We start from the raw sequence: 12,207 nt of genomic DNA on the forward strand, positions 1-12,207 counted from the left end.
GGTGGCGGCGGCGCGTGGGAGCTTCCGCCAGTGCCTTGAGCCGTCGAGGACCTGGTGGAGGCGTTCGTGGCAGGTCCGGCACATCGGGACCAGGTCGCGATGGTGTTCGCGGCCGAGGTTCTCGTAGGTGGCGTGGTGCAGGTCGCCGCTGGTGAGAGTCCACTCCGTTCCGCAGACCGCGCATCGGGGTGCGCGGCCGGTGGCGGTGACTTCGTCGTGGTACCAGCGCTCGCGGCGGCGCCACCACCTGGGAGAGGCCATGTATTCCGCGTAGCGGCGCCGGTAGGCGGCTCGCCGGGCGTCTCGGCGAGCGAGCGGGCGGAGCGGTCTCATGGTCGTCCTGTTCCGGTGGGTGGGTCATCCACGAGGGTGCGGAGGATCCGGACGCTGCGGGCGACGCGGACCTGGTCGGTGACCTGCTCGGCGCTGTAGTGGTCCAGGATGGCCAGAGCGCACCGGGCGGCCTGATGCGGCGGGTGCGGCGCGTGGTCACCGACGTCGATGCGTTGTCCGGTTGGTTGGCCGTCGACCAGGGCGTCCATGGCGTCGCCGACGACAGCTAGGGCTAGCAGGTCGTGGAGGCTTCTGGTCGGCGTGTCGAGGATGTAGGCGGCCGAAGCGAGAATCTGCCAAGCCTCCCGGATCGGCCCCGGCTCGGTGGACGTCGTCATCGGGTCACCTGCGCAGAGGGGGCGCTGCTCTGGGCAGCGAAGGCGTCGCTGATCAGGTCGGCGACGGCATCGCGTGCGGCCGTGATCTCGTCGGCGTCGGGACGTCTTCTCCAGTCGGTGAGGCTGAGCATGATCGGCGCGGCCGAGCGCAGCATCAGCAGCCCAGTGCCGAACGGCAGGGTGCGGATCCGGGCGGCATCGAGGATCGGGACGCGCCGAAGAGATACCTGCCGTGAGCGGGACCCGTCGCCGCGGCCGGTCGACCGAGACAGCGACACGGTCTCCTCGTCGCGTTCGCCGATGAGCGTGACGAGGTCCTGCAGGTCCTTGGGTGTGGAGCCGCCACCGAGGATCACCTTGGCGATCGCGGAATCCCAGATCGCGTGCGCCAGGTTCTCGCCGTAGCCATCGCGGATCTGCGCGACCGACTGGAACACGGCGGTGGTGACCATCCCGCTGCCGCCACCCTCGGACATGAGCGACGGCAGCGACGAGATCGCGAGGAAGTTGTGCAGCTCGTCCAAGATCAGGTTCAGTGGTGGGTCCAGCCGCGCTCGGGGCGAAGCGGCGGCGAGACGGCGGGCCGTCTCCACCAGGTCCTCGATCAGCGCGTTGATGAGCGCGCCAGCGTTGCCGGCGCCGTTGGACGTGCCGATCAGATAGAGGGTGCCCTTGTCGCGCAGGAACCGGACGGGGTCGAACTCCTCCCCCGGCGACGGCGACACCGCGGCCAGCACCTTCGGCGCCGCGAGCGCACCCAGCGCGGAGCGGACGCCGAGCCAGATGGAGTCGCGGGTGCGCTGGTCGGCGGTGGCGGCGGCCTCGAGGGCGTCACCCCAGCCGTAGGCGGCGCGGGGGTTGTCGGCGAGGATCCGCGCGGCCTCGAGCGCGGCGACGGGGTCGAGGGACCACCGGTACAGGTCGCGCGGGGTGTGCCCGGCCAGCGCGGCGGCGTGCAGCATGCCGCGCAGGACCGCCTCGGTCTGGCCCTGCCAGAAGGCGCCGTTCTCCACGCCCTTGCCGCCGACCCCGCTGCCGGCGGCCAGGCCGCGCGCGCGGACCATCGCGGTCTCGGGGTCCTCGCATCCGCGCACCGGGGACCAGCGCAGCCCATTGGAGATCCCCGGCGCGAGACCCTGCGGGTCGAAGACCGCCACCGGGCCGACCTTCTCGCGGGCGGCCATGGTGGCGGTCAGGTTGTCCGGCCGGGTGCTGTTCGTGACGACGGCACCCGGGGCGTCCAGGATCATCGGGATGACCAAGTGCAGGCCCTTCCCCGACCGGGGCGGCCCGACGATGACCCGGGAATCCTCGACCGGCGACCAGACGGCGACACCACGCGAGTGGCCGAGCAGCTGCCCGCAGTCACCAGGCCCCGCCTTCTGGAGCCCGGGGCGCAAGTGCGTAGCCCGGGCCATCAGACTGCGCTCGCCGGCCGCGCGCAGCACCTCGCTGCGGGTCGCGGTGCCGGCCGGGTAGCCGATGCTCGGCGGCCGCGCGCCGCCGCGGCGGCGCCACACGAAGTGCGCGGCGATCGTCAGAACGGCACCCGTTGCGATGACGATCCCTGTGATGGCCCACACCAGGACGGGTGACGGCATCGGCGTCGCCCACGCGGCGGCCGGGTCGGCGGGCTGACGCACCGCTGCCCAGGCGCGGGAGGCGGCGAACGCCGGTACCGTGTGCCCCGTGGTCACGGCCGCCAGCGCCGCACCGCACCAAGTGAGCAACAGTACGGTGGCCACGGCGCCCACGCTGATCAGACCGACGATGGCTACGGTGTCATCGCGGCTGGCCCCCAGCGGTTCGGATGCCATCCTGATCACCGTCCGTCGGCGTGCATGCGCTGGTCTGTGTCTGTGAGCGCCACTTCGGCGTCGGTGAGAGTGTTCTTCACGACGACGGAGCGGTTGCCGACGCGCCAGAGCCCGATGCCGCGGTCCAGGCCGGGCAGCATCCCGGCTTCTTCGCTGTTGAGGCCGACGACGTCGGCGGTGGTGCGGATCTGGTCGGCCTTCTGCCGGTAGATGATCCGGGTGGCGGTGTCAGCGATCAGGCCTTCGGCCAGCGCTCGCTGCTCACTGCCCGCGTCGCCGACGGCGGAGCCGTCGCTGTAGCGGTGCATGATGGCGACGTTGGAGATCCCGAGACCGCGGGCGAGCTTCCACTGCGACTGCATCCTCCGCAGCAGCGGCAGCTCTCGCATGATCCGCCACGCCTCGTCGTAGACCATGAATCGGCGCCCGCCGCCGGGATCGCGGACGGCCGCTTCCATCCACGACGACGCGCACGTCATGACCAGCGGCATCGCCGGGTTGGACTCGCCGAGGCGGGAAATGTCGACGCTCATCGCCGGCAGGGCGGGGTCGAACGCGACGGTGGAAGGCTGGTCGAACATGCCGGCCAGCTCGCCGGAGACCATGACCCCGAGCAGGTGGCCGAGTTCGTGGCCGGCGTCGCGGAGACGGTCGTAGCTGTCGAACCCGAGCTGCAGCGGCCGGGCCTGGTCGGGGGCGAACAACAGCGACACCACATGCGGGAGCAGCGGCACGGTGTTGTTCTCGGCCGCGGTGTCCAGCGCGATCGCCAGCGCGGTGTGCTCGGTCGGCGCGAGAGCACGGCGGCCGAGCCACTCGGCCAGCGAGCGCAGCAGCTCCAGCCGATGTGCCCTCACCTCGCGGGCCCAGTCCTCGTCGCTGAGTCCAACCGGCCGCAGGCCCTCGTCGAGGGGGTTGATCCGGTTGGGCAGCCCGGGGCCGACGGCGATGACCGCGCCGCCCAGCGCCTGGACGAGCGGGGTCCATTCGCCCTTGACGTCGCCGGGCACGTAGGCGCGGTGGCCGCCGCAGGCGCGGGCGCGGATGACCATGGACTTGAACAGTGCGGACTTGCCGGACCCGATCTCCCCGACGAGGAAGATGTTGGGGTTGGTCAGCACGCCGGCCTCGTACAGCACCCACGGGTCGAAGAAGAACGACCCGGCCGTGTAGACCTCGGTGCCGATCAGCATGCCGTCCGCGCCGAGGCCGCCTTCGGCCTGGAACAGGTAGACGCCGCCCAGGTTGCGGGTAGTGGCCCGGTGGGTGGGGACGGTGAACCGGCGCCGGTTGCGCAGCGCGTGCGGCCGCTGCTCCCCCGCCGCCGAGATGGCGCGGCGTATCCGCTCCTCTTCGGCGGCCGCGGCGCGCCGCGCCGCCGCGGTGGCGGCGCCGTGCTGGCGGGCGCCTCGCAGCAGCTCCCGCTCGGCGGCGCGCCGGGCCCGGCGCTGCGCCATCGTCTCCCGCTGCGGGATCATCAGCGAGGACGTGGTGACCTTGCGGTGGGTGCTCATCGAAGCCCCCGCCCCAGCGGCAGCGCCCCGCAGGTGAACGCCTCCGCCTGTTCCCCGTACAGCACCCGCAGCTCGCAGTGCGCCTTCGCCGCGGCGGTGGTGATCTGCTGGACCGAGGCCCGCAGCTCATCCAGCGTCCACGCCGACACCACGACGAGCCCGGCGTAGTCCATGTCCCCAGCGCCGGAGGCGAGCTCGACCTCGCGGCGGCGGGTGTCGTTCCACTCGCGGCGATCCGATTCGGTCTCCAGGATGTCGCGGCGGGCCCGCTGCCGGGCGTTGGACTCGTGGTCGACCAGCTCGGCACGCACGGCGCGCAGCGCCTTCCCGGTCGGGACCGGACGGAAGATCGTCGACACCGCCCGCCGCACACCGGAGGTGAGCAGCAGCGGCCACAGGAAGTTGACCGCGACCTGGATGCGGGGCCATTCGGCTACCCACAGCACGCAGTGGTAGGCCGAGTCGGCCTTGAGGTGGTCCCACTCCTCCTCGACCGCGAGCGGGCCGGCGTGCTCGGTGACCCGGCCGATATCGTGCTTGGCCAGCCCGGGCAGAGAGGCCGGGTCGTAGGCGCCGCGCAGCACGACGGCCAGGTCGGCACTGGACAGGCACCCGTCCGGGCGGACGTCCATGCCCGACAACCGCGAGGTCAGCATGCCGATCTGCTGAGCCAGCACCTCCGCCGCGCCCGGCACCCCGCCGCCGGCGTCGCGGATGGCGCGCCCGGCCTTGCGCATGTCCAGCACCAGCGTCAGGGTCGTCTCGTGCCGCTCCGACGCCGGCGTCGCCGCGGCGAGTAGCTGCTTGTAGGAGGCGACCTCCCACGAGTCGTCGTCGCGGCCGTGCTTGCGCCAGTACGCCTCGGCGGCAACCCCGGACTCAGGCAGGGTGCGCTCGAGCACCTGGATGCGGGCGATGCCGGTGTCGGCCGTGCAGAACTCGGCCAGGATCGACCCCCACGCGTCGGCACGGCGGTCCTGCTCGGCTGGTTCGGCCAGCGTCCACGCGCCGGGCACGACCCGCAACGTGGCGGCCAAAGTGCGGGCGTGCGGGTCGTGCACCATCACCGCGCCGGTCGCCTCATGCACGACCCGCCGCAGCGCGGCCGCCGCCCCGGGCAGTGCCAGCGTCCCGTCCGGTCGCGGCTTCGAGGTCTGCTTGCGGAACGAGGTCTGCCGGGCGCGGCGGCGCCGGTGAAACGACACCACCAGCGGCAGCCAGTCGCCCAGCTTGCGGCCCTTCACGCTGACGAAGGCCAGCACCAGCGGCGGCGCCCACGCCGGCGACGTGAGCAGCGCCAGCTGGAACTGCCCGACGTACAGGCTGGGGATGAATACCAGCAGGGCCAGCCCGACGTAGATCAGCTGCGGCAGATACAGGCCCAGCAAGATCCCGCGTTGCGGGCGTCGGCCGAACTGCACCCGCCGGTCAGCGGTCTCAACAGTCACTGATCGTCACCTCCTCGAACTCGTCTGTCTGTTGGGGTGCTGATGGCTGGTCAGATGCCGGTGCCGGCGTTGGCGAAGAACGCGATGATCGCGTTGGCGCCGCCGATGACGACGGCGGCCGCGGCCGACCACATGACGCCGGACTTCGCGGTGTCGGCGAAGCCGCCGCGTCCGGTGACCTTGGAGAAGCCCAGCGCGACGGCCGAAACGACCAGCGCTGCGACGCACAGGACCAGGGCCCAGAACACGAACGCGCCGACACCGGTTTGCAGCACGCTCAGACCGGGCAGGCCGGTGGTGTTGGGGCTGATCCCCGGGTTGGTGTTGGCCTGGATGTTGCTCGCCAGCGCGGTGAGAGTGGACATGTCGCGATTCCCTTCGGTGATCGGGTGCCGCCGGGTGTCGGCACCTCTCGCACATAGGGGTGGCCCCCGCCGCGCACATTCGCGTTCAACGCCGCGCCGACGCGGCGCCGGGCGAGGGCACTGGTCACGAATGAGCCGGTGACCTGGCGCGCTGGGCACCTGGTCACCGGCTCAGTCGTGCGTGCTGTAGCCGGAGCGGCGACGCCTGCCGCCCACTGAACTCATGGGCCGGCGACCACCGGGTGGGCGATGGTGACGTCCTTGCCGTAGTGGGAGAGCCGCTGCGCCCTGGCGACCGCCGATGCGAGGGCCTCCGCGAGCTCGGCGGCCGTGTCGGGATGCAGGGCGGACAGCGGGCGCTGAGCAGCGTTGGAGGAGGTAACCTCGACCCGGACGTCGGCACCGCGGCGGTCGTCCTGGATGAGGTTGACCCCGACCATGCCCTCGCGACGACCGCGGCCACGAATGGACTCGAGGTAGAGGCGGTGGGTCGCGTGGTAGCCGGTCTCATCGCACCAGCGCAGCGAGCACTCGGTGTCGCGGTCGGTGATCAGCGGGACCACCGCGCCTTCAAGACGGCGTCCGCGACCGGGGTCAACGTGCCGTCGGGTTGTAGCAACGTGGGCGCGTCGAGGTAGTCGGCGAGCTTGTCCAGCTCCTGGACGACGTCGTCGTCGTACCAGCCGTGGAAGTAGGTGTCGTTCACGTACTGGATGACGTCCGGGGTCCACTCGGCGCGGCGACCGGCACGGGCCATGTCGGTGATCTGCTCTGCGGCGCGGAAGGCGTCCGCGACGGTCATGGCGAAGTCGAATACCTGCTCCTGGCCGTCGTTCTTCAGGTGTACGCGGATGATGGGCATCGTGCCGGGTTCGGCGTGCACGGTCATGTGGCCGGTGGAGTCGTCGACGAACCACGACCAGGTGGTCACGCCGGGTGCGCGGGTCGGTACGTTCTGCATGGGTCTTCCTCCTGCTTGTTCAGGTGGGGATCAAGTCCTCGTGCCGGTGTGGCTGCACCGGCGCGAGGGCGCACGGTCTGCTGAATCGGACGGGCGGCTCCTTTGGGGTAGGGGTCAATAGGTCGGGGGTGCCCAGCCGGCGTATGGAAGGTTCCAGGCGCCGTCGGTGAGCTCGCTGGTGGGGACGATGTAGACGCCGCCGCGGCGGCCGGTCTGTTCGTCCAGGACGTCGTTGCTGATGGCCAGTCCGTCGCCGAGGTAGACGGCCACGTGCCCGGAAGGCACGTTGTCGTAGAACAGCAAGGCTCCGGGCGGCGGAGGGCTGCCATCGGTGACGGCCGCGCCGGTGGCGACGTAGGTGCGCCACTGGTCCAGGGCGGTCACGAAGCCGGAGAACTGACGGCCGTGCACCCTGGCCGCCAGTTGTGCGCACAGCCGGTAGTAGTGCGTGGCGCCGAAGTACGGGTCAGGAAGCCCTGCGGCGTTGGCGTCGGCGAAGGCCTGGGCCCGCGCCATCAGGGCGGCAGGATCGGCGACCAATGGCGGCGGGTCCTCGCCGCTCCATTCCGAATCGCAGGTTCCGCCGTCAGGCGGCTGCGGGGCGAGGTCGCCGCGGATTTCGGCCAGCCAGGTCCAGGCGTCGTCCTCCCATGTCGCGTATGCGTCGGGGTAGGCGCTGACCTGCACGGCCTGCGCCGCCTCGGTGAGTGGCATGTGCTCCCAGCCGGGGATGTCGAGCAGGCCGGGTTGCCCGCCGGCGCCGCCGGTGTAGAAGAACCGCGACGACGTCGGCGGGTGGGTGCGTTCCTCGAAGGTGCCCCAGGGTGCGCGCTGCTGGAACAGCCCGACGGAGTCGCGGTCGCCGTGGTCGAGGTTGCGCAGGGTGGACTCTTGCGCGGCGGTCGCCAGCGCGACGGCGAGGCCGAAGTCGGGCACGCCGAGCTGTTCGCCGACGGTGACGATCGTGCGCGCGTTGCTGGACTGATCCTCGTCAAGGTCGGTGATCGGTGCGCCGTCTCCGGGCACGCACCACTGACTGTCCTCGCCGCCGCCCTCGCCGGCGCCGCCTGCGCCGAGAACGCCCGCCGCGGTGAGCACCACCGCCACGGGAAAGGCGATGAGTTTCTTCATGGCTGTTTCCCTCGTCAGTTCGGCCGGGTCAGGTCCGGTCCGGTGCGCTCGGCCGCCGCCGGTCCGCCGCCGGGCTCAGGTGCCGGCCGTTGCGCCGGCGGCGAGGCGGGCGTGGAGGACGGGCCCGCAGGACTGTGCGGAGCGGCCGTTGGCCTGATTGTGGATGCGGGCGCGGCAGGACGATCTGCGGAGGCCGTTGCGACGCCACCCGGTGCTGCGGTCGCGGCTCCTGTGGCGCGGCCAGCACCGCGCCCAGCGGGCACCGGTGCGGCCGTGGAGGATCCGCCACCGCCACTCGCGCCGCTCCCCGGCGGGCGCCCGCCGGTGCCATTCGGCGGCGTCTCCGGCGGCTGGGTGTCTCCTCCCCCGGTGGCTGCGGCGGCGCCTCCGGTTCCGGTCGCGGGCTGGCCGGATGGCGGTGCCGGGGTGGACCGGGTGCCGCCTCCGGCCGTCGCGCCGCCGTTGACCGTGGAGGCGGCGGACGAGCGGGTGTGCATGATCTGGGCCGGGTTGGCTCGGCCGGCCACCTGCGCGCCGCGGGCGGCTGCGGCGGTGCCGGCGCCGTGCAGGTGTCCTGCCTCGATCTCGTCGCCGATGAAGCTCATGAACTTGAAGCAGGCCACGGGGACGAGCGCGGCGAGCATCAGCATCAGCGTGGAGGTGAGCAGCACGCCCACCACGCCCGCGCCGTCGGTGCTGAAGCTGAGGCTCTCCAGCCCGGATACGCCCAGTCCGAACACGATCATGACGGCGAGCTTGGTGAAGATCAGCGCGACCACCAGGCTGATCCACTTGCGGAACCAGCCATGTGTCTTGTCCCAGGCCAGGCCCATGATGGCCAGCGGGCCGATGACGACGGCGATGTCCAGGAGCATGGTGCGCACCAGCAGCGCGGCGAACACGGCCAGTGCCCCGAACACGAGGAAGATGCCGAACACGATGAACCCGAACGCGCCGGCCACGACCGAGCCGCCACCGAGGACGGCGTAGTTGGCGCCGTCCTGGCCGGGCATCGCGCCCGCGGTGTCCAGGACGGTGGACAGGATCTCGGTGAAGCGATCCCCCACGGAGTCCAGGTCACCGAAGGTGATCGCGGTCAGGTCGTGCGAGACGCCGTCGACGGCGGTGGTGAACAGGTGGATGATCGGGACCGACGCGGCCGTGCCGAGCACCGCGACACCGGCCAGGACGACCGCTTTGGGGATCCCGGCGCCACTGCGGTTGCGCAGAAGGAGGGTGACGATCTGGATGACCAGGAACCCCACCGTGATCGGCAGCGCGATGCCGAACACGCGGCCGGCCCACTCGTAGACGAACGAGGCATCCGTGTGCGGGGACGTGGTGGTGGTGATGAGGTTCCAGATCCACGACATCAGCGACATCGCGAACCCGAACACCGCGCCGGCCGCGGCGGTAATCATGTCCTCGAACCAGCCACCGGGGCCCTCGAGGATGGTGCAGCCGCCGCCGATGATCGGGACCTCGCAGACATCGAACGCGGGCATCATCGCAGGACCTCCTGGGGGATGCCGACCAGCGAGCAGGTGCCGCCGGGCGGGCAGAAGCTGAAGACCGTGAGCAACCGAGGCGTGGACGAGCTGGCGCGGTCACCGTTCTCGGCGTTGAACCGGGTGGTCTGCGTGCCGGCGACGGTGCGCACGGCGTAGCCGTCGGGGATCCGGTCGCGGACGTCGTCGACGACGTCGGGTTCCCACACGTGCTCGACTTCGAAGGTGTTCACCTGGCCGTAGTCGCGCTGGCGCAGCCACTGGTAGTCATCGGGCAGCGCCGCCGCGATCACGGGTTCGATCCGTACCCGGGACTCGCCGACCGCCTCGTCGGAGACCTCGCCGAGCAGCAGAGCCAGGTAGTCGTCGCGGGCGTGGTCACGCGGGTTGGTCCCGAGCACGAGCTCGGCGACGCTGGCTGCGTACTCGTCGGGCGAATCGGTGTCGGCGACCCCGTCCGGCGGCGACGTCGGCTGCGCCGTTGGCTCCGTCGGCTGCAGCGAGGGTGTCGGCGCCGACGTGCCGGTGGACGGTGTTCCCGGCACCTCATGCTGAGCGCCGGGGTCGGGGCCGCTGTCGGAGGTGCCGCCGCTGAGTAGGCCCAGCACGAGGACGACCAGCAACAGTACGGCCAGTGCCCCTGTCCCCCACCGGGCGGTGGCGGGCAACGCCGACCACCTCTGTCGAATGACCTGCATCGTGCTGCCTCACTTCCGACGAGACGTTCCTGTCAGAAGTAGGGGTGGCCCCCGCCGCGCACATTTGACGGCCACACCACGAAGAACCGCCCTCCCAGGTCGCCGACAGGCGGGCCGGGAGGGCGGCTCAGGTCGTCACCGGCAGTGGACTACTCCAGTGGCGCGTACGCCGGGTGCCAGTCCGGGAGCTCGTCGACCTCCCGTGGATACATCTCGTGGTCGCGCTGGATCAACTCCCACTCCTGCGGACCCCAGAAGCCGGCGAACGGCGGCGCCTCGTAGTCGTACCAGCGACCCATGTTCAACCGCGGTCGCTCGATGGTGATGATCGCCGCGTACCAGGCGCCAGTGTTGTGGTCATACATCGACTGCCGCAGCTCCAAGCACGCATCCTCAAGCCCGGGGAGGTAAAAGTGGCGATCCTCAGGAGTGTCGTCCTCCTGGAACGTCGCCACGACGGACGTACGGACCGTGTCGGCCGCAGCGGTGATCCGCAGAACTATCTTGGACCACCAATCGTCTTCCACCGGCATCCGGTCCACCACCGCATACCCGAGCTTCAGTAGCGGGTCGTCGATCTCGTGGCGCGGACCGTCGAGCTGCAGCACCGGCGGCGGGTCTATGCTCCCCGGGTGCCATTCGGGCATGTGCTCCCGATCGCGCGGGAACATCTCCTGGTCATCATGCATGTACGACTTCAACAACGAGGGCGACTCGACGTGCGCCGGCGGGTTCTCGTAGTCGTAATCCGTCCGCAGCTCACCGTCGCTGTGGTCCACGACGAATGTCGCGTTGAACCAGGCGCCCCTCCCCTGCCTGGTCGTCAAGCGCCGGACCTCACGCAGCCGTGCGACCAGCTGCTGGTGGTACTCGGCGACCCGGGGCGAGTCGACCGCACCGTCGGGGCGCACCACAGTCGCCTTCGCTTCGACACTTCGGCCGGCGGCCGACACGACCAATGTGACCTTGCTCCATGGCGCCCTGACGTGGAGCTGGTTCGGAGAGTCGGCCTTGGTGGCCATGCCGAGCATGAACTGCTTGATCCAGTTGAACGGGCTGTGGTTCAGCGGCTCCTCGAGCTGCCTGGTCATAACCGGCTGTGGGATCGGCTGACGGTCGTCGCCGCGAACCGGATGCCAGGCTGGCAACCGATCCTCCTCCCGGGGAAATAGCTTGTGGTCGTCCACCAGCAGCTCGTCCACCGGCCATACCCCGCCGGTGCTGTCCCACCTGCGGCCGAACGGCGGAGTGTCGTAGTCCAGCTCCGCTCGCGGAGTCGCCGTCCCGCTATCCAGGGTGAAGATGGCGTTGTACCAGGTGCCCTTGCCGGGGCGCGCCATGTCCTGTCGCACCTTGCGGACCGCGTCCGCGTCGCCGGACTCCACACGAATCGGCGTCCACTGACGACTCCAAGTGCCGTCGGCATGCTCCACCGTTAGCAGCATCGCCAACCCATCGCCCGCACCGGTCACATTCAGCACCAGCCGTGTCCAGTCCAGGTCCTCTGCGGGGCCGGTCATGACGTCCTCGATCTGACTCAGCTGAGAGTCCGTCGGCTGGTTCGGGTCGGGCGGCGGTTCCGGCAGCCGCCACGCCAGCCACCGGCGCTGGCTGCTCGCCACGTGCCACGCCGGCAAATGATCGGCGTCCCGAGGGAACATCTGGTGATCGTCTTTCAACGAATACTCGTCGACCACCCCGTCGAACGGAGGGTGATCCCAATCGGCGCACTGAGTAAGCCCGCCGGCCTCTGTCAAGGTGAACGTGGCGTTGTACCAGGTGCCGGCGTCAGGTAGGTACATGACCGCTCGGGTGCCATGGATCGCACGTCGAAGACGCAGATCATGATCTTGGTCTTCGAGTTCCACCCGCGTTCTGACCACGTCGCCGTCGAGCAAGAACCGCTGAACGAACGCGACATTGTCCGCTGCAGCAGACACTTCGAGAACGGTCCTAGTCCAGTCATCGGGCGCTTCGAGGCGCATCGCGGCCTCGAGCTCGCCAAATTCGGTGCCGTGTGCCTCTTGATCCAACTGCGCGTTCACACCGATCCTCCCGCCGAGCCCACCGGTCCTCCTACCTCTGCAACGAAAT

11 protein-coding genes are annotated in these 12,207 nt (G+C 70.6%); all 11 read right to left on the reverse strand.

Features of this window, described 5'->3' with window-relative positions; all coding sequences use genetic code 11:
- Positions 1-329: 329 nt before the first annotated feature.
- Positions 330-671 (reverse strand): hypothetical protein, encoded by a 342-nt coding sequence (locus BLU82_RS18590; protein WP_092622609.1) that lies wholly within the window; start codon positions 669-671, stop codon positions 330-332.
- On the reverse strand, positions 668-2,416 hold the full coding sequence (locus BLU82_RS18595) for a type IV secretory system conjugative DNA transfer family protein (RefSeq protein ID WP_197682312.1): 1,749 nt from the start codon (positions 2,414-2,416) through the stop codon (positions 668-670). Before BLU82_RS18595 ends, BLU82_RS18590 begins: the two co-directional genes overlap by 4 nt.
- A 77-nt stretch (positions 2,417-2,493) precedes the next feature.
- Positions 2,494-4,002 carry a hypothetical protein gene (locus BLU82_RS18600; RefSeq protein WP_092622610.1) on the reverse strand — a complete coding sequence of 503 codons (1,509 nt, stop codon included), beginning with the start codon at positions 4,000-4,002 and terminating at the stop codon, positions 2,494-2,496.
- Positions 3,999-5,450: an SCO6880 family protein gene (locus BLU82_RS18605; protein WP_157741118.1), complete on the reverse strand. Its 1,452-nt coding sequence runs from the start codon at positions 5,448-5,450 to the stop codon at positions 3,999-4,001. The genes BLU82_RS18600 and BLU82_RS18605 overlap by 4 nt, the downstream gene beginning before the upstream one ends.
- A gap of 50 nt (positions 5,451-5,500) precedes the next feature.
- Positions 5,501-5,815, reverse strand: a complete 315-nt coding sequence (locus tag BLU82_RS18610; protein WP_092622612.1) for a DUF6112 family protein — start codon at positions 5,813-5,815, stop codon at positions 5,501-5,503.
- A gap of 221 nt (positions 5,816-6,036) precedes the next feature.
- Entirely contained in the window at positions 6,037-6,378 is a 342-nt protein-coding gene (locus BLU82_RS18615; protein ID WP_092622613.1) for a hypothetical protein, read from the reverse strand.
- Positions 6,366-6,776: a hypothetical protein gene (locus BLU82_RS18620; RefSeq protein WP_092622614.1), complete on the reverse strand. Its 411-nt coding sequence runs from the start codon at positions 6,774-6,776 to the stop codon at positions 6,366-6,368. The genes BLU82_RS18615 and BLU82_RS18620 overlap by 13 nt, the downstream gene beginning before the upstream one ends.
- Before the next feature lie 114 nt (positions 6,777-6,890).
- Entirely contained in the window at positions 6,891-7,907 is a 1,017-nt protein-coding gene (locus tag BLU82_RS18625) for a hypothetical protein (protein WP_092622615.1), read from the reverse strand.
- Between the two features lie 14 nt (positions 7,908-7,921).
- The gene (locus BLU82_RS18630; protein WP_092622616.1) at positions 7,922-9,415 is read right to left on the reverse strand and encodes a type IV secretion system protein; all 1,494 of its coding nucleotides are present in this window, start codon (positions 9,413-9,415) and stop codon (positions 7,922-7,924) included.
- A complete protein-coding gene (locus BLU82_RS18635; protein WP_157741119.1) occupies positions 9,412-10,083 on the reverse strand; it encodes a hypothetical protein in 672 nt (223 codons plus the stop codon). Before BLU82_RS18635 ends, BLU82_RS18630 begins: the two co-directional genes overlap by 4 nt.
- A 179-nt stretch (positions 10,084-10,262) precedes the next feature.
- Positions 10,263-12,158 carry a hypothetical protein gene (locus tag BLU82_RS18640; protein ID WP_092622618.1) on the reverse strand — a complete coding sequence of 632 codons (1,896 nt, stop codon included), beginning with the start codon at positions 12,156-12,158 and terminating at the stop codon, positions 10,263-10,265.
- Between the last annotated feature and the right edge of the window lie 49 nt (positions 12,159-12,207).

Origin of the sequence: Jiangella sp. DSM 45060 (assembly GCF_900105175.1) — a bacterium.
Classification (GTDB): Bacteria; Actinomycetota; Actinomycetes; order Jiangellales; family Jiangellaceae; genus Jiangella.

Coding starts and splice junctions, on each gene's coding strand:
- BLU82_RS18590 (WP_092622609.1), bottom strand. CDS start 671: ATGACGACGTCCACCGAGCCGGGGCCGATCCGGGAGGCTTGGCAGATT.
- BLU82_RS18600 (WP_092622610.1), bottom strand. CDS start 4,002: ATGAGCACCCACCGCAAGGTCACCACGTCCTCGCTGATGATCCCGCAG.
- BLU82_RS18610 (WP_092622612.1), bottom strand. CDS start 5,815: ATGTCCACTCTCACCGCGCTGGCGAGCAACATCCAGGCCAACACCAAC.
- BLU82_RS18620 (WP_092622614.1), bottom strand. CDS start 6,776: ATGCAGAACGTACCGACCCGCGCACCCGGCGTGACCACCTGGTCGTGG.
- BLU82_RS18625 (WP_092622615.1), bottom strand. CDS start 7,907: ATGAAGAAACTCATCGCCTTTCCCGTGGCGGTGGTGCTCACCGCGGCG.
- BLU82_RS18630 (WP_092622616.1), bottom strand. CDS start 9,415: ATGATGCCCGCGTTCGATGTCTGCGAGGTCCCGATCATCGGCGGCGGC.